This window comes from Dyadobacter sediminis (assembly GCF_005860765.1).
Lineage (GTDB): Bacteria > Bacteroidota > Bacteroidia > Cytophagales > Spirosomataceae > Dyadobacter > Dyadobacter sediminis.
This window is the reverse complement of record NZ_VCEI01000011.1, coordinates 1,136,846-1,155,728: the sequence shown is the minus strand read 5'-3', so window position 1 is coordinate 1,155,728 and position 18,883 is coordinate 1,136,846. Positions and strand designations below refer to the sequence as shown.

13 protein-coding genes are annotated in these 18,883 nt (G+C 47.6%); 11 read left to right on the top strand and 2 right to left on the bottom strand.

Annotation, left to right across the window (positions count from 1 at the left end; all coding sequences use genetic code 11):
- Positions 1 to 252 precede the first annotated feature (252 nt).
- The 6 genes from FEM55_RS05455 to FEM55_RS05430 all read left to right on the top strand — a co-directional run bounded on the left by FEM55_RS05455 (position 253) and on the right by FEM55_RS05430 (position 9,546).
- Positions 253 to 852, top strand: a complete 600-nt coding sequence (locus FEM55_RS05455; protein ID WP_138280269.1) for an RNA polymerase sigma factor — start codon at positions 253 to 255, stop codon at positions 850 to 852.
- A gap of 116 nt (positions 853 to 968) precedes the next feature.
- The gene (locus tag FEM55_RS05450; RefSeq protein WP_138280268.1) at positions 969 to 2,084 is read left to right on the top strand and encodes a FecR family protein; all 1,116 of its coding nucleotides are present in this window, start codon (positions 969 to 971) and stop codon (positions 2,082 to 2,084) included.
- 184 nt (positions 2,085 to 2,268) lie between these two features.
- Positions 2,269 to 5,661: a TonB-dependent receptor gene (locus tag FEM55_RS05445; protein ID WP_229209098.1), complete on the top strand. Its 3,393-nt coding sequence runs from the start codon at positions 2,269 to 2,271 to the stop codon at positions 5,659 to 5,661.
- Positions 5,662 to 5,692: 31 nt separating this feature from the next.
- Positions 5,693 to 7,123 (top strand): RagB/SusD family nutrient uptake outer membrane protein, encoded by a 1,431-nt coding sequence (locus FEM55_RS05440; RefSeq protein WP_138280267.1) that lies wholly within the window; start codon positions 5,693 to 5,695, stop codon positions 7,121 to 7,123.
- Between the two features lie 5 nt (positions 7,124 to 7,128).
- Positions 7,129 to 7,851 carry an SGNH/GDSL hydrolase family protein gene (locus FEM55_RS05435; protein ID WP_138280266.1) on the top strand — a complete coding sequence of 241 codons (723 nt, stop codon included), beginning with the start codon at positions 7,129 to 7,131 and terminating at the stop codon, positions 7,849 to 7,851.
- 72 nt (positions 7,852 to 7,923) lie between these two features.
- Positions 7,924 to 9,546: an FAD-dependent oxidoreductase gene (locus tag FEM55_RS05430; protein WP_229209097.1), complete on the top strand. Its 1,623-nt coding sequence runs from the start codon at positions 7,924 to 7,926 to the stop codon at positions 9,544 to 9,546.
- Between the two features lie 212 nt (positions 9,547 to 9,758).
- On the opposite strand, the gene FEM55_RS05425 is transcribed toward FEM55_RS05430, so the two are convergent.
- On the bottom strand, positions 9,759 to 10,769 hold the full coding sequence (locus FEM55_RS05425) for a succinylglutamate desuccinylase/aspartoacylase family protein (protein ID WP_171036474.1): 1,011 nt from the start codon (positions 10,767 to 10,769) through the stop codon (positions 9,759 to 9,761).
- A 202-nt stretch (positions 10,770 to 10,971) separates the two neighbouring features.
- Here FEM55_RS05425 and FEM55_RS05420 point away from each other — a divergent pair, with 202 nt between their 5' ends.
- The 5 genes from FEM55_RS05420 to FEM55_RS05400 all read left to right on the top strand — a co-directional run bounded on the left by FEM55_RS05420 (position 10,972) and on the right by FEM55_RS05400 (position 17,014).
- The gene (locus FEM55_RS05420) at positions 10,972 to 13,356 is read left to right on the top strand and encodes a TonB-dependent receptor (RefSeq protein WP_138280263.1); all 2,385 of its coding nucleotides are present in this window, start codon (positions 10,972 to 10,974) and stop codon (positions 13,354 to 13,356) included.
- A gap of 40 nt (positions 13,357 to 13,396) precedes the next feature.
- Positions 13,397 to 14,104 (top strand): DUF4625 domain-containing protein, encoded by a 708-nt coding sequence (locus FEM55_RS05415; RefSeq protein WP_138280262.1) that lies wholly within the window; start codon positions 13,397 to 13,399, stop codon positions 14,102 to 14,104.
- 19 nt (positions 14,105 to 14,123) lie between these two features.
- Complete coding sequence (locus FEM55_RS05410; protein ID WP_138280261.1) at positions 14,124 to 15,101, top strand: DUF4625 domain-containing protein; 978 nt, start codon at positions 14,124 to 14,126, stop codon at positions 15,099 to 15,101.
- A 93-nt stretch (positions 15,102 to 15,194) separates the two neighbouring features.
- A complete protein-coding gene (locus FEM55_RS05405; protein ID WP_138280260.1) occupies positions 15,195 to 15,668 on the top strand; it encodes a DUF4625 domain-containing protein in 474 nt (157 codons plus the stop codon).
- A 143-nt stretch (positions 15,669 to 15,811) separates the two neighbouring features.
- Positions 15,812 to 17,014, top strand: coding sequence for a YncE family protein (locus FEM55_RS05400; protein ID WP_212748292.1), 1,203 nt, complete (start codon positions 15,812 to 15,814; stop codon positions 17,012 to 17,014).
- 239 nt (positions 17,015 to 17,253) lie between these two features.
- Here FEM55_RS05400 and FEM55_RS05395 read toward each other — a convergent pair whose 3' ends face one another.
- Entirely contained in the window at positions 17,254 to 18,882 is a 1,629-nt protein-coding gene (locus FEM55_RS05395) for a RagB/SusD family nutrient uptake outer membrane protein (protein WP_138280258.1), read from the bottom strand.
- Position 18,883: the final 1 nt, after the last annotated feature.

The window sequence follows — 18,883 nt, the reverse complement described above, 5'->3', positions numbered from 1 at the left end:
TTGTATCCAATTGCACAATGCATGGACGTATCTTAATGAGCCAAACAGGTGTGTAGCAGTCAGGGATTTTGCTTTTCTGATTTGCATCATATGATTTGTTCAGCCGAATTACGGTATATTGAAAGATTCCGATCGGAAAAATAGATTCTGTGCAGCAATTGGATGATACCCAGATAACTTTAAACTAATCTTTTAGAGTATAGTAACATCGTGGTTTGGCTTTCCTTACTTAGTTATTCCATTCAGCAAGTTATGAAATCAACGCCCTTTTCTGTAGAAGACCGGATGCTTTGGCAGAATTTCCTTGTAGGTGACGTTCGTTCGTTCGAAAAGTTGATGTCTGATCATTTCCGTCTGCTTTTTCGATACGGAAGTAAGTTTTCGAAAGACCGTGAATTTGTAAAAGATAGCATTCAGGATCTTTTTATGATGCTATGGGAAAAGCGTGATAATCTCAACCCCGAAGCGGCGGTCAAACCTTACCTGATGGCCTCCCTTCGAAGACTGATGCACAGACAGCTTTCTGAACGTACTGGGCAAGGCGGCCAAGCTTCGCAGGAGGTGGAGAATTATTTTGCAGTCGAATTCTCGGTAGAAGAACAATATATTGCTGATGAAGTAACAACCGCCCGTTCATTGCACATACAGAACCTGATCAGCACACTGCCACGTCGCCAAAAAGAAGTGGTATATCTTAAGTTCTTCCAGGAGCTGAGCCGCGACCAGATTGCACAAATTATGAACATTACCCCTCAGACGGTTTCAAATCTTCTCCAAATCGCCATCCGGCAGATGAAGGAGTTCACAAAGGAAGGATATGTATTAATTATTCTTTGGTATCTGCTATTCTAATACACAGAGTATCAGACCTTCCATTTCTATTTTTCCTTTTTCTAAGAAATAATTTAAAAATAATTGGTATCGCTGGCGATTTTGTGTCTATCTACATATGAACACAATAATCAGGTATGAACCGCTACTCCGACTTTTCTGTCGAAGACTTGGTCTGGGATGATTTTTTTCGTCAATGGATCTTTTCGCCTACTTCCGAGACCAATGCACTTTGGAATAATTGGATCAGTGAGAATCCTGAAATGCTCGGCAAAATGGAACAGGCCCGGCGTATTTTACTGTCTATGCGGCTGGAAGAGCCCGAAATCACTGATGCAGAAATTAATGAAGTTGTCAGGCGGACAGTTGGCCTTGTTAACGTAGCAAATACGGCAACCACACAACTTTCCCACCGGAAAACGCCTGTACTTTTTACTACATGGATGCGCCTTGCGGCCTGCATTGCCCTGATTATCCTGCTTGGGTGGACAACCTATTCAGTATTGGTGAGAAAACAGCAAGAGCCACAGCTGGGACAGCAGCTTAAAGCAAGCAGTTATTTTGTTGAAGAAACGAACAGTACTTCCCGCACCAGGCAACTTGTGCTGAGCGATGGAAGCAGTATTAGCCTTGCTCCCCAAGGCCGCGTGCGCTACCGCAAGCCCTTTCATGGGCAACGGCGGGAAGTTTATCTAACAGGTGAAGCATTTTTTCAGATTGCGAAAGATCCTGACCGCCCCTTCCTCGTATTTGCAAATGGTTTAATAACCAAAGTGCTGGGGACCAGTTTTAGGATCAAGGCATACGAAGGCGTTGACCAGGTGACCGTTGAGGTTAAATCCGGGAAAGTGGCTGTATTTACCGAGCGCGATCCGCAGTCGAAGAAAAAAGTTGAGGACAATGCATTGCAGGGGGTCATTCTAAAACCAAACCAAAAGATCATTTATGCCCTTAATGAAGTCAAGATGGTGAAAACCCTCGTGGAAAAACCCGAGATTGTCGTTCCCAAATCGCAAATCTCAAGACTTGATTTCGAAGATACCCCAGCCAGTGAGGTGTTCAATACCTTGGGAAAGACTTATGGCATTGACATCATTTACGATGCTGCGCTGTTGAAAGACTGCCCGCTAACAGCTGTTCTCGAAGGATTAACGCTCCAGGATAAACTCAATATCATTTGCAAAGCCGTAGAATCCAGTTACGAGATCGTTGACGGGCAGGTAATCATCCATAGTAAAGGCTGCAAAAATTAATTTATTCCATCACGTAAACCGCTTCATTCCATAAGAAACAGAAAGCTTACCTAATAAAAGAGCCGGCAATGTTCCCGCATCACCGGCTCCGGAATTTTCCCGATTGGTTCGTCGCCATTTCCCTCCCGCAAAGGAGGCAGGGATCGTTTTGCCAAATTTTCAATCTTACAAAACAATCAAATTTATGAAAAAACCCTTTAAATACCACTGGGTATTACTTTGGACGATGCGAATAACAGTCACACAGCTAATGCTTGCGATCTTGTTCATGGGTGCAGGTTATGCGCACAACAGCCATGGACAATCTCTTCTTTCCCAAAAAATTACGATTAATGCCGCTGGCAGCGAAGTTAGAAAAGTGCTCTCACAGGTAGAAAAGCAGGTCGACGTCCGGTTTGTGTTTAGTTCGAAAATCATCAAATCGGCCCGGAAAGTGAATGTCAATGCCAGTAAAAAGCCACTTTACGAAGTACTGGACGAAATACTGACGCCACTGGATCTCGAATATGAAATCTCCGGAAAGATCATTATACTCAAGAGAACGGATATACCAAAAAACGATGCGCCTATTCAGGGGAAAGGAGTCAAAAAACAGGTTTCAGGTAAGGTATCCGATGAAAACAACCAGCCGCTTCCAGGCGTAAGTGTGGTCATCAAAGGCACCCAGACCGGAACCACGACCAACGCAGATGGTACTTTTCAGATAAATGTTGAAAGTGACAATGCGATACTGGTACTCAGTTTTGTCGGGTATGTTACAAAGGAACTGCCTGTCGGAACCCAGAGCACGATCGATGTAAGCATGGCTCCGGAAGACCAGTCGCTCCAGGAAGTTGTGGTCGTAGGTTACGGTCAGGTCAAGAAAAGTGATCTGACAGGTTCAGTTTCGACGATTCCTGTCGACGAGATCAAAAAGGTAGCCGTTACCTCCATGGATCAGGCATTGCAGGGACGGGCGGCAGGTGTACAGATTACGCAGAACTCAGGCGCACCGGGTGGCGCAACGACCATTCGTATACGTGGCGGTAATTCCATTCAGGGTGATAACGAGCCGCTGTATGTGATCGACGGGATTCCATTTAAAAATGACGCTGCCAACAGTGGGTCTAATTTCAACGTACTCAGCACGCTCAACCCAAGCGATATTGAGTCGATGACGATTCTGAAAGATGCTTCTTCCACAGCCATTTACGGTTCAAGAGGGGCAAATGGGGTAGTAATTATCACAACCAAGCGAGGGAAAGCCGGCAAATCGACAGTCAGTCTGGATGCGTTTTACGGTGTACAAACGGTCCGCAGAAAATATCCCGTGCTGAATGCGCGGGAATATGCACAGTTTGTAAATGATGCCAATACCAATGAAGGGCGCAATGCCGTCTACACACCACAGCAAATTGATGCATTTGGCGAAGGTACTGACTGGCAGGATGAGATTTTTCGCAGCGCGCCGACTTACAACTTCCAGCTTTCGGCTAGCGGTGGTGACGACAAAATGCAGTATGCACTTTCGGGGGGGTATTACAAGCAGGAAGGAATTGTGACCAATTCCGACTTCGACCGCTACTCGTTTCGGGTAAATCTGGACAGAAAACTAACCAACAAAATCAAAATAGGCAACAGCTTGACTGTCAATAGAACCGTTACGAACCAATCGCGCACGGATGGTAACCTGGGTAGCGCCGGACTGGTGACCATGGCTGCACTGCAATTCCCTTCGATTCTGCCCGTTTACAACCCTGATGGAACGTACCTGATGACGCACCCGGCTCTGAACTTCACGGCCGACAACCCGGCTGCGTTGGCGCGGGAAAGCAAGAACCAGAATACTGCTTATCGTGTTTTCGGGAATATCTTCGGCGAGTACCAGATCATTCAGGGACTGAACCTGCGCGTGGTGTTAGGCATCGACGGTATCTTGCAAAAGCAAGACAGCTATCTTCCAAGAAGCGTAGCCAGCGGCTTGTCGCAGGGTGGGGTGGCAAATATCAGAAACACGCAGTCCGTTACCTGGCTGAACGAGAATCTATTGACCTACACGAAAAATTTTAACAAACTGCATAACCTGACCGTATTACTTGGCTATACCCAGCAAGCCAATCGCACCGACAATACGGTTGCCGCATCACGGAATTTTGTAAACGACAATTTGGGCACCGGAAATATCGGATCCGGATCGGTAGCACTCGTGCCGTCATCCAGCATTGGTTCATGGGGACTGGAGTCTTACCTGGGAAGAGTCAATTATGAGTTTAATGAAAAATACCTGTTTACGGCTTCGTTTCGCGCGGATGGTTCGTCGCGTTTCGGGGCCAACAAGCGCTATGGGTTTTTCCCATCGGTGGCATTGGCCTGGCGTGCCTCTGAGGAGTCATTTATCAAAAACATCCAGTCGATCAGTGAGCTGAAAGTGCGTGCTACCATCGGCTCGACTGGGAATCAGGATGGAATTGGAAACTATCCGGCGTACTCGCTTCTGGGAACACAGAACTACGTACTTGGCAACAATGTATCCACGGGTATCGGCCCTAACCAGATCGCCAACCCGGATCTTTCCTGGGAAACCACAACACAATCGGACATTGGTATCGATCTGAGCCTGTTCCGGAACCGACTTAGCTTTACTGCAGACGCCTATATCAAGCGCACCCGTAATCTGCTGCTCAGTGTAACGATCCCGAGCATTTCTGGTTTTTCCAGTGCAATCCAGAATCTTGGAAAGGTTGAAAACAAAGGCATTGAACTCAGTATCACCTCCTATAATATCGATGGAGCATTCAAGTGGAAAACCGATTTCAACTACGCAGTCAACCGCAATAAAGTGCTAGACATTGGCGGTGCGCCCCAGCTATTTGCAGGCGATGTAGCCAACATCGCCCAGAATGTAAATTCCGGCATTGTACGCGTTGGAGAACCGTTGGGATCATTCTTCGGCTATGAAACAGACGGATTATATCAAACTGACGAAGAGCTGAAAGCGCTCGTGGATGCGAATGCACGCAAGCCTGGCGACCGCAAGTATAAAGATCTGAACGGAGATGGCCGGATCGACGATAACGACCGTACCATTGTCGGCCGCGCGCAGCCCAGGTTTATCGGTGGTATCAGTAATACATTCTCTTACAAAGGCCTTGACCTGACGGTCTTTTTCCAGGGTGTGTATGGAAATGAAATCCTGAATGCAAACCGATTCGAGCTTGAATACCTGAACGGCACCAATAACCAGAGCCGCGACATGCTCAACCGCTGGACACCTGACAATATCCATACCGACGTTCCCAGAGCTTCAACAACCCGTCCGGCAAACCGCATTTCGACACGCCAGATCGAGGACGGCTCGTATTTGCGCCTAAAAAATATCCAGCTTGCCTACACACTGCCATCGAACGCAATGAAAGCATTGCATTTACAAGGTATACGCTTCTACGTGTCGGCGCAGAACTACCTGACCTGGACAAAATATTCCGGGTATGACCCGGAGGTAAACCGTTTTGGACAGGACAGCCGCAGCCAGGGTTTTGACTATGCAAGCTACCCGGCAGCCAAAACGCTGATTTTCGGTCTGAATATAGGTTTCTAAGAATTCAAAAGCATTTTAAAGCAGATCTCAAATGAAGAAGATACTAGCATTTATGGTAACACTGTCGGTTGCGAGCTCGTGTAACGTGCTGGATCAGGTACCTGAATCCGCCTTTACACCAACCAATTTTTACAAAAATTCCGACGACGCCATTGCCGCAGTGAGCGCAGTGTACGATCCGCTGAATACGCAGGATTTGTATAACCAGGTAATGTGGATTATTCAGGACCAGGCTACAGATGATGCGGAATGGGGCGGCGGACGTTCGACAGCCAATCAGGCGAAAAACGATCTTGACAAATATACTTTTACACCTGCTACCAGCACATTCCAGTCGACTTGGAGCGCGCAGTACAGAGGTATCAACCGCGCAAATGCAGCCATCGAGCGCATTCCGGCGATTACCATGGACCCCGCCTTACAGGGCCGCCTGATTGCAGAAGCCAAGTTTATGCGCGCCTTCTACTATTTTACTCTTGTGCGGCTGTTCGGTGACGTACCGCTGACGCTTACGGAAACCACTTCGCTGGTCGACTTGCAAATGCCGAGAACGCCGGCAGAGGAAGTATATGCGCAGATTATCAAAGATTTTACCGAAGCAGAGGCAATGCTGCCAGCAGCTTATTCAGGCGCTGACCGTGGCCGTGCTACTAAGGGAGCCGCAACTGCTTTTTTAGCGAAAGTGCATCTTACCCGGAAGGATTGGGCAACTGCTGCTTCCAAAGCCAAGCAGGTAATCGATTCAGGTGTATATGACCTGTGGGACACCTATGCCGAGGCATTTGCGATTGCCAACAAAAATGGAAAAGAAGCTGTGTTTGAAGTACAGGCGCTTGGTGGCGGTTTTGGCGAGGGAAGCTGGATGCAGGGTTACATGCGTCCCAATTTCGACCGCGTCAACAACATTTCTGGCTTCGGGGATGACCCTGTTAGCAAAAATCTTTATGATACTTATACAGCTGCTGATAAGCGCCGCGATGTGAACATCCGTGTTTATTCGGCAACGACTACACCGGCAGCGCCTGCAAGCGTTGATTTTCCGGGATATGTCTATAAATATCTGGATCTTTCTGCAACCGGCAACAATGAAGGCAGCAACAACTTTCCGGTGATACGCTATGCCGATGTATTGTTAATGTATGCCGAAGCTTTGAACGAGCAGGCAGCAGGTAACGTCGATGCATTTGCAGCAGTGAACAGGATCCGGATACGCGCAGGGCTGGCAGCGCTTCCTGCATCTCTCAGCCAGAGTGCATTCCGCAATGCGATCGCCTTGGAACGAAGGTTGGAGCTGGCTTTTGAAGGCCACCGTTGGTATGATCTGGTGCGTACCGGAAAACTGGTAGAAGCAATCAAGGCACAAAATCCGACGATCCAAGTAACGCAGGATCATTTGCTCTTTCCAATTCCACAAACCGAGCGTGACGTAAACCCCATTCTTACTCAAAATCCAGGCTATTGATAATCATGCATCGAAGAGCATTTTTGCACACAGCACTTGCGTTGCCGGCCACAACCCTGGCCGGTAATGCTTTGCCGCGGACATCAGCTGCGGATGAACCGTTTATTATCAATTCGGGGGTAGGGGGTAACAACACCTTCGATTTGCTGGCACGCATTGAAAAGGATTGTCTGGCGCACAAGCCGGATATGACGATCCTGATGATCGGCACAAATGATATGAACAGCCGCAAGCACGTGCCGCTGGCGGAATTTGAGCAGAATCTCCGGAAGATCATTGGAATGATCACCAGCTCAGGCAGCCAGGTGTTACTCATGACTATTTTGCCTGGTTACGAGCCGTATTTATTTACCCGTCATCTCAAATCATTTTACGAGCCCGACGGATACCGGTCCAGATTAACGCAGGTGAACACGGCGATAAAAAAAGTGGCAGCCGATCTAAAACTGCATTTCCTGGACCTGCACTGGGTTTTTGACAGGGTAGGCAACGTCGGTGAAGAATCCAGCAGTCTGATCCAAAATATAGCCAATAGCAAGAAAGATGACGGAATACACCCTACACCGGACGGTTACCGCACCATGGCCGTGGCAGTTTACGAAAAATTGCTTACGATTCACTCCCCGTACAAACGCCTGGTTTGCTTTGGCGACAGCATTACCAACGGCGGCGGTGGCGTGGAAGGCAACAGCTACCCGGCGCTGTTGAAAAAGCTGCTGGGATATTAATGCAGGACTTTCTAAATGTTTTAACACAAATCAGAATTTATGTTTCTAAATATAAAAATAATCCGATTGGTGATGCTCACAACTGCCCTTTTAACGGGAATGCGCATCAACGCTTTTTCACAATCTTTCGAAGCAGATGTCATCATTTATGGAGGCACATCGGCGGCCGTAACGGCTGCAATGCAAGTGGTTCAATCCGGAAAAACGGTTTTGGTCGTTTCTCCCGACAAGCACTTGGGCGGACTTTCAGCCGGCGGTTTGGGCTTTACTGATACCGGTGACAAATCAGTGATTGGCGGGCTGGCGCGGGAGTTTTATCACCGGATCTACATGCGTTACGACAAGCCCGAAACCTGGAAATGGCAGAAAAAAGAAGAATACGGCAACAAAGGGCAGGGAACCCCGGCTATGGATGGGGCCGAGCGCACGATGTGGATCTTCGAGCCGCACGTGGCCGAGCAGATTTTTGAGGATTTTGTAAAAGAAAACAATATCAAGATTTACCGCGACGAGTGGCTCGATCGCAGCAAAAACGGTGTACAAAAAAACAAGGGCCGCATTGCTTCATTCAAAACTTTGAGCGGGAAAACTTTCAAAGGCAAAATGTTCATCGACGCCACCTATGAAGGTGACCTGATGGCCACTGCCGGTGTCAAATATCACGTGGGTCGCGAGGCAAACAGTGTGTATAATGAAGAATGGAATGGTATTCAGGCTGGTGTATTCCAGCATAATCATTATTTTCAAAAAAATGTCAGTCCGTACAAAATAGAAGGCGATCCAAAAAGTGGATTGTTACCCTATGTTTCGGATGAAAAAATAGGTAAAAATGGCGATGGAGACAGTAAAATCCAGGCTTATTGCTTCCGTATGTGCCTTTCCTCGCATCCTGATAACCACATTCCCTTCACCAAACCCGAGGGTTACGATCCGTCCAGGTACGAGCTTCTTGCACGTGTATACAAAGCCGGCTGGACAGAAACGTTCAAAAAATATGATCCTATTCCCAACCGCAAGACAGATACCAACAATCACGGCCCGTTTAGTACAGACTTTATCGGCCAAAATTACGATTACCCCGAGGCAACTTACGAACGCCGTAAGGAGATTATCAAGGAACACGAGTTATACCAAAAAGGCCTGATGTACTTCTTGGCCAACGACCCGGCTGTTCCGGCCGATGTCCGCGCAGAAGCAGGTAAATGGGGGCTGCCCAAAGATGAGTTTAAAGATAATGGGGGCTGGCCGCACCAGATTTACGTTCGCGAGGCACGCCGTATGATTGGTCTTGGTGTGATGACAGAAAATGAAACGTTAGGCAAAAAAGCCGTTTCTGAACCAATCGGGATGGGATCTTATGCACTGGATGCACACAATGCACAACGCTATATTAAGGAAGACGGATTTGTACAGAATGAAGGTGATATCGGTATGCATCCAAAAAAGCCTTATAGCATTTCTTACGCATCTATAATCCCAAAAAAAGCGGAATGCGAAAATCTGCTGGTGCCAGTTTGCCTGTCAAGCTCGCACATTGCTTATGGTTCAATCCGGATGGAACCGGTATTTATGATTTTAGGGCAGAGTGCAGCCACGGCGGCCGTACAGGCAATTGATCGTAAAGTATCCGTGCAGGATGTGGATTATACCCAATTAAAAGCGCAGCTATTGAAGGACAAACAGAAGCTTGAATAAATCGATGTATAAAGCTGTCGCCTTATCAAAACAAGCTAGTAAGGCGATAGCTTTAACATGGTTTCACAATAACACAATTCGTTTTCTTACTTGGTGTGCGAAAGTCGGCGGTTAAAACAAAACACAGGATAATTTCTTTTTTATAGGCTACTATGTGTTGAAGCACATTTTTATAAGGTTATTTATCTCAGTTGACCATTTGAAATTTTCTGTCATTTAGCAGTGCAATGGTACCCGATGCATAAGATGGTCTCTCCTTTATTGACCGGTGGAGTACCGATCTTGTACAAGATGATCCCGGCCTGTTCTGCATTTATATCAGCTATGGTTTTGCCAAATACATCGGATATCATGCCGATCTTTTGCCCTTTCGAAACGGTGTCCCCGCTTTTCAGATCACTGTAAAATATTCCTTTCTCGGGCGATTTCAGGTAATGCTGCCTGTTCAGAATGACAGGCCGGGGTACAGGCTTGCCCGCAGATGCATACATATCCAGTTCCCGGAGTATGTTATAAATTCCCGTTTTGATTTGCTGCACGGATCTCTGCTGAACACCACCCAGCTTTCCTGCTTCCATACTCAGCGCAGTGATTCCTTGCTGGGTAGCATGTTTAAAAGCATATTCAGCGGGCTCCGTTTTAGCCAGGTTAAAAGGGTAAGTCACCAGCAGAGGGAACCCTGTACCTTCAGCCAGACGCCTGGCCAGATCAGTCTGTTCAGGGGTATTTTTATTGTCGTAGTAGCATACAAAGTCCGTCAGGTCTTCTCCCGCATCGCCTGCATGCACATCCAGAAAAACCGTTGACCGGGTAATGATCTGTATGGTTATCAAATGGGCCAGCCGCTCGGAAATAGTACCGTCCGGCTTTCCGGGAAAAACACGGTTCAGATTCTTGCCATCCGCAGGGTTGTAGAAAACAGTCCTGCCAAAAAAGGCAGTCGTATTGGCAACGGGGACGATCAGTAATGTTCCTTTCAGTTTGTCGGGATCAATCTCGGCCATGATTTGCTGGACTGCCATAATAGGCGGGTACTCGTAGCCATGAATCCCGGCAACGATGGAAAAAACAGGCCCATCCATTTTTCCTTTGATGATTTTAACGGGCAAACTGGCGGTGTCAATGCGATTGCTTACGGTCAACACCTGCTCGGAAGTTGAAGCGGACTGTATATTAAAATTCAGATTAACCGGCAGCTGGGCTACCGCATCCAAGATGGACATGGACAATATTACGGATAGAAGTAAGATAAAAAATTTCATGATGCATAATGATAGTTGACTTGACAGCTAATCTAAGAATTTTTTGCAACATCGTTGCAAGTTTAAAATGTTAACGCTTTATTTGCAACGTTGTTTCATTTAGGCTGGTGCTTTTACCGGTCAGAAAACGGGTTTAATGAAGATACGTGTACTTGTTTGCTTAATGATACTGTTGTTTGCACTTCCTGCGAAGCTGGTGGGACAAACGTTATCCGGCAAGGTCGTCAGCAGTACAGGTCAGCCGCTTACCGGTGCAACGATTACATTAATGCCTGAAAAAATTGCCCTTCCGAGCGATGTCAACGGCACTTTCCGGTTTGAGGCTGTGAAGAAGGGAAGACATAGTTTAAGGATTTCTTTTGTGGGTTACAAAACCTTCGCCAGCTTGTTTATCATGTCTTCGGATTCTTTGCTGCTGAAAGACATCATACTCAGGGCAGAGGAAGGGCAGTTGCAGGAGATTACGATCAAAGAAGATTACCAGCAGCTGCGCCGGCAGCAGGTCTCACTCAGCATGGAAATTGTCGGCGCTGATTACCTGAGGCGTAATCTGGGCGGAAGCCTGATGCAGTCGCTGGAAAAACTGCCCGGTATCAAAACCATCGGTATCGGTTCCGGCGGCTCAAAGCCGCTGATCCGTGGACTGGGGTTCAATCAGGTGGTAGTAGTGGAAAACGGCATCCGGCATGAAGGCCAGCAGTGGTGCGCCGATCATGCGCTGGAAATCGATCAGTTTGCTGCCGGCAGGGTAGAGGTCATCAAAGGGCCGTCCGCGTTTTTGTACGGTTCCGAGGCCATAGGCGGCGCCGTTGACATCAAGCCTGCTGTACTGCCAGCCGGGCATACGGCAGGCGGAAGTGCAGACCTTATGGCCAAAAGCAACAACGGGCTTTACGGAGGATCAGTGAATCTGTATGCCCGCAAGCAGCGCGTCTTTGCCGATGCCCGCATGACATGGCAGGAGTACGGCGATTACCGCGTGCCGGCAGATACCATGTATGTGTACGACTATGCGGTGCCACTTCATGAAAACCGCCTGCGCAACACGGCAGGGCAGGAGCGGAACGTGCATTTGCGTACAGGCTGGCTTACATCGCAGTTTCAATCGGTATTTTACCTTAGCCACACATTCAGCCAAAGCGGCTTTTTTGCCAATGCACACGGACTGGAGCCAAGGCGCGTTGATCTGGACTTGCATGACCGCTCTTCAAGAGACATGCAGCTGCCTTTCCAGCAGGTTTCACACACTAAAATCATCAGCCAAAGTGAGTTCCGGTACGGGCAAAACAGATTTGATATGGAACTGGGTTATCAGCGCAATTTCCGTCAGGAGCACAGCCAATATGTCAATCACGGGTATATGCCACCGGTTTATCCTTCGGAGCAGTCAGCCCCCGAGACGCTGGAACGTGCGTATGACAAAACGGTTTTTTCGGCCAATTTCAAAAATGAACTGACTTATAAAAACCACACGCTGACGATTGGCACAAGCGGCGAGCAGCAGCGCAATACCATCGGTGGATGGGGTTTTCTGATCCCGGCATTCACCCAGACCAGTGCCGGTGCTTTTATACTCGATAAATTTAAAGTCAATGAAAAGCTGCTTTTGCAAGGTGCGCTCCGGTACGATCTGGGAAGGATCCATATCAGGGAATATAATGACTGGTTTACTTCGCAGTCCGAAAGCGGAAACAGCACATATCTGACACGCGCAGAAGCGATTACACGCACATTCAAAAATGTAAACTGGTCGGCAGGACTGAATTATACACCGGGAAAATTTTTTCTTAAAGTCAATGCGGGCAGTAGTTTCCGGATGCCGATTGCCAAAGAACTGGCTGCGAACGGGATCAACTATCATTACTTCCGGTATGAAAAAGGCGATCCTTCCCTGTCAGCCGAGAAGTCTTACCAGCTCGATCTGGGAACAGGGATCAATGCTGAAAAGTTTACCGCAGAGCTTACGCCTTTTCTGAATTATTTTCCCAACTACATTTACCTGAACCCGACTGCGCGTCACGATTATTTCTATGGCGCCGGCAACCAGGTTTTCAATTATGCACAAAGCCGCGTGCTGCGTTACGGATCGGAGTTGCAGCTGACATACCGTTTTCTCAGTAACTGGAATGCATCTCTGGCCGGCGAATACCTGTATACCCGCCAGCTTTCAGGTGCTAAGCGGGGCTATGCACTGCCTTTTTCGCCCCCGGCTTCTGCATTGGCCGGCATCACATACAAGCCAAATTGGGACAAGCTGCTGACGGATGCTTATTTCACGTTGGATTGCAGGCTTACCGCACGCCAGAACCGGATCGTGCCCCCGGAAAGGCCCACGCCTGCATACCAGGTTTTCAGTTTCAGTGCCGGCGGCAAAGTGAAAACAGGCGCACAGTACATATCAGTGAGCCTGCAGGTGCAGAATACATGGAATACACGCTATTTGAGCCATACCAGTTTTTACCGGCTGATCGGCTTGCCCGAAGCAGGCCGCAATGTCATCCTGGCTGTAAAGATACCTTTTGTCATCAAAGGAAAATCCACAAGCTGATACCCTGCAAATTCGAATACTCACCATAATTTCTAATACCATGCAAATCAAATCAATGCTTGCCCTGCTGCTGGCCGGGACCCTTTTTGCTTCCTGTAACGATGACGACGATGTAAACGTGGCCGCACCGACCCTTTCTGGTGTGGAAATCGGTTCGGGCAACAACAAACAAGCACATCCGGGCAGTGACTTTCACATCGAGGCGCAGATCGTGGCACCCGGCGGCATCGAGCGTGTGCAGCTGGAAATCCATCCTGTAAATGGCAGTGGCTGGAAACTGGACACGGTTTACACCGAAGGGCTGGCCGGCCTGAAAAATGCCGAGCTTCACAAGCATATTGACGTGCCCGCCAGTGCAGCTTTGGGAAAATATGACCTTCATCTGACGGTAACGGACAAGAACGGCAACAAAGCCGAGATCGGCTCGGAGCTGGACGTGATCAACGACCCGTCACTGCCTGCGGTAACCGGATTTGCCGTGGAAGCGGAAGATGCCGGCAAAAGCCTGCATTTGGAAGCCGCCATTGCCGCACCGAACAAAATTGCCGCTGTGACCGTGGAAGTGCATGGCGAAAAATGGGAAAAGGAATTTGAGTTCAAAGACGCTGCCATGGTCGGGCAAACGGCCTTTGACTTTCACAAGCATTTGGACATCACGGCGGCACCTGCCGGTCATTATCATGTGCATCTGAAAGTGACGGACCAGGCCGGGAAGGAAAACGAATTTGAAGAACATTTTGATAAATAAGCTACAAAAGATATTAGCCATGAACAATCATATAAGAATGCGCCAGCCAAAAAGCCGGTCCGTGTTGCTGTCAGCATTAATCCTGATCCTGCTCACCTTTGCGGCTTGTGATAAAAATGAGCCGGAGCCAATGCCTGAACCGGAGCTGCCCAAACCTGCTTTGGAAAACCTGGAACTGGGTTTAGGAAATTGCGGAATCGGTGTGATCGGAGAGGACTTTCACTTTGAAGGCGACATGCTGGCCGTTGACAAGATCGACAAGGTAGAAGTAAAGATCCTGCCGAAAGAAGGTGAAAATTACAGCAAGCCCTGGAAACATGAAATTGTATGGAACCAGTACAAGGGCCTGAAAAATGCGAACATACACAAGCATTTCAATATCCCTGAGGATGCGGCCGAGGGCAAGTATGATCTTGTGGTCATTGTCTACGACGAGAATGGCTCCAAGCTGGAAGTCAAAAGGGATTTTGAAATCTACACCCGGGCAAACCTGCCGCTAAGGCCAATGATCTCAGGATTATGGATGCATAAAAACTGGACGCCCATGTACGATTTCCATGCTGACAAGGACAATTATCCAACCCAGCATTACAGAAAAGGTGATACGATTCAGGTGCAGGCCAATATCTCCTTTGTAAAAGGCGATGGGAAACTGTATCTGCTGCTGATCAGAAAGTCGGCCAGTTACAATCCGCAGACGATTGAAGAAGTTGATTTAAGCAAAGCCATTGTCTATGACGTGCATGAGCACAAAGATGAGCAAAGCATTTATGATTTCGGCAATTCGGAATTCGATATGGAAAGCTATACGGTGATCCGGGACATTCCGGACCTGGTTATCGGGGCAGAACAGGATAACAACGCACCGGCTAAAAATGCGATTACCGGCAGCAAGGCATGGCAAACGGGAGAGTACAATCTGGCGGTGATTTATAAAAATTTCACTTCCGGCCAGACGATCAACAAAATCGTGCCTTTTGGTATCGACTTCGATTGACAGCTTTTTCAAATGGAATTTCTTCAATAATCAGCAATCATGAAAACCATCGGGCCAGCAAAGCCATAAGCCGGCCCGAATTCCTTTTAGCAAATGAAATATATAAAACAACTTTTTGTAACAGCAGCAATTGCCTTGTTCACCACCGCCTGTGATAAGGATGAAACAGGCATAGATACCGAGTATCCCGTTATTGATGCAAATGCGCCGGGTACTTTCCCGGTTCAATGCAGCACGGTGAAAAGAGGTGAAAAATTCACGTTCAAGGCTGCATTTTCGGATAACATGGCACTGGGATCATACAGTCTGGACATTCATCACAACTTTGATCACCATACCCACAGTACAGAGGTAAGCGACTGCAGTACCGATCCGGTCAAAAAGCCGGTTAACCCTTTTCTTTTGATCAAAACCTTTGACATTCCCGAAAGTCAGAAAGCCTACGCAGCGATTCAGGAAATTGAAGTGCCGGCCGACATCGATCCCGGCGATTATCATTTTATGATCCGGCTCACCGATAAGGAAGGCTGGCAAACGCTCAGAGGAATAAGCATTAAAATTCAATAAGTGCTCAGCAAAGACCGGAGAGCTAAACTTTTGATTGGCTAAACTATCTGCCAATCCTATATCCTGTTGTAACACATTCCAATTTTCATTTTTTTTAAATTCAATTTATGCATTCTAAAAGCAACTTAAAGAAATTAGGTCTGATGCTGACTCTTGCAGCCGTGTTTACGGCATGTGACAAAGATCAGAACGAGCCTGCACCACAGCCAGAAACGACTAAGGAATTCAAATATGTCCGTCTGCTCGTCAGTGATGAAGTGAGCAATCAAATCAGCTTTATCGATCCGTTTACAAGCAAGGTTTCGACATTCGATGGAAAGTTTCCGCTCGCTAACCTTTATGCAACAGCATCCGGCAGGTATGCAGCCGTTTTGTACCAAAACCAGAATCTGGTTGAGGTTTTTGACAGTGGCCTTCAATCCCATACGGACCATATTGATGAAATGAACGCACCAAAATGGGCGACAATTACAGCGGACGGGTTAAAGCCGACCCATTTCAAAAGCAAGGGTGCAGAATCGCTGATTTTTAATGATAACGATGGTACTTTAAGCGCAGGTAACGAAGCCGAGTTCAATAAAGCCGGTGCCAAATTCCGTATGATCAAAGCCGGGTTGCTGCCACATCATGGGGCGATGGCTCAGTTTGACAATGGCAATTATGCGGTAACTACCGCACCTGCAGCCGGGGCTTCACCAAACCGTGTTCAGATTATTGATAAAAATGGTAATCTGGTGCATGCTTCTACTTTGGAGATTGGTAATATCCACGGCAATGCAACGGACGGGAATGTGGCTGTATTTGGCGGGTTTACCAACTCTGCCGCAACAGCCGGAGGCGTACTGGTTGTAAGTGCTTCTGGCGAGCAGCGGTTGATCCCGAACCCGGAAGGTTTCGGAGCATTCCGGTTAGCTAACGTATATTATGCCTCGTCAGCTCAGAAATTTATTGGTTTTGTAGCGACCAAAGGAGCTTATCTGATCGATATCAAAACAGATAAAATTACGTCGATCTATGCGGGCAGTGATGCTTTTCAGTGCAAGGTGGATTATGCGGGTAAAAACCTTCTGGTACTTACATTGGATGGAAAGCTGCGGATTTATGATCTGTCAACAGGGGCTCTTAAAAAAGAAGGAAGTATTATCTCCCCGGTTGGCTCGACGGACACCTACAAACCCGTGCTGGAAGCTACTGCAAAGTTTGCTTATATCGCTCTTCCTTCCAGCGGGGAAGTTTACCAGATTGACCTGGAAAACCTGAGCAGTGTGATCAAGCATAAAGTTTCTTCCCGACCGGTAAGACTTACCTTGTTTGGATTTGAAAACAATGCCGCTCACGGAGAATAACCGATAGACCCATGATGTTAAGGAGCCTTGTTACAAGGCTCCTTTTCTTATTTATACAGTAGAATGTCCTGGTCGGCTATTTAAGATAAACCTGCGAAGTATTATTCAAACATTTAGTTTAGCAGCAAATCTGTCTTTTTGATTTAGCATTTTCGATAACTCATTCTGGTACGTACAAAAACAGAAAACCGGCGCCTTAAGGGGACACCGGTCAAAAACTAAGGAAGCTTCAAGCAGGATTAGTATCCGTTATTTTGCTTCAAGTTGGCATTCTTGTTCAGTTCAGGTCTTGGGATCGGCAACAGACTGCGGTAGGCACCATTGGGCACGTGCGACAGCCATGACTTTGTTGTGAAAACACCAAAACGGATCAGATCCTGCCGGCGACGGCCTTCCTGTGCAAATTCCCATCCTAACTCATCTAGAAACCGGCCGTATTTGATATCAGCTCCGCCTTCGTTGGTGGTTGTATTGTGGTTCTTCAATCCATACGCATAACTGCTTCCTTTTTGAAGATCAGCGGCAGTCACGACCGCTTTGACAGGATTGGCTTTAAAATTCCGCTCCCTTACCGTAGTAACAATAGCAGCCGCCTCGGCAGCCTTTCCGCTGCGTAAAAGTGATTCGGCCTTCATGAGCAACACATCAGCATAGCGTAGCAAAGGCCAGTCGTTACTTAAATTAACGGTGGTACCTTTTTCAATTTCAAATTTCCCAAGTCTGAACCCGTGAACCTCTTCGGACTGATCTACCCCGGGCAACTGGTTGATATAGCTTAGCGGCTTTCCCGCAAATGCACCCAGTGTGCTTTTTAGCGGTGTGCCTCCCGCAGAGTATTGCGGCCCCTGAATCCAGTTGCTTACAAGCCGCTCGTCATCTTTATCAAACGAATCAATAAACTGCGGAATGGCGCAAATCCCTCCCCAGGGTGTGTTCAACAGATTGTAAGTGGCCTGATTGGCAGGCTGCAATGTTTCCATGTGAATAGAAAAACCATTCCAGTCCGTAACATATTTTATATCAAAAGGTATAGCGAAAATGATCTCTTTCGAAGACTCGTTATTGGTTTTGAATACCTCTTTCTGAGTTGCTTCCAGCGCATATCCCGCGCCCGAGTTGATTACCAGGTTGCATTGCTCGATACACTTCTCCCAGGCGGGAGTTCCGGTGTAAACCTCCGCATTAAGGTACATTTTGGCAAGCAGGGTATGAGCTCCCCATTTATTGAAACGGCCATAAGTAGTCGGGTCGTTTTTGTCCGATAATAATGGTGCATTGTCGGTAATATCCTTTACGATGAAGTCAAAAACCTCTTTGCGCGTACTTTGCTTGGGAATAAAGCCAGCCGGAACATCAAACTGTGTGATAACGGGAACATTTCCGAAAAGGTCGCAAAGCACATAATAGTAAGATGCACGAAGTACTTTCAGTTCGGCGATCACTGCTTCTTTTCCATCTGTAAACGGAATGCTACCCGATTCGATCTGGTAAATAAGCCTGTTACAGTTGGCAATACCCGCATAAGACCTGTTCCAGTTATTGATGGCGATCTCGTCATCGGCTGTCCATTTGTGATCATGGATCCTGCGGTATACTCCGCCATCGACCCAGCCGTTGGGCCGTGATGGGATCACAAGCTGGTCGCCGGAGATTTCCTGGGTACGGAAAAGCCCGTTCCATTGCTGCATAACATCCCGCCAGTTAGTATAGGCAGCACCTATAAGCGAGGCTACGTCGCCGGAAGACGGATTAAACTGGTTGGCAATGATCCGGTCGAAGCTTTCATCTTTCAGATCGGTGCACGAGGTGCCAAGTAACAGCACAACAGCGGCGAATTTACTTTTCAATCCAAATGCTATATTTTTCATA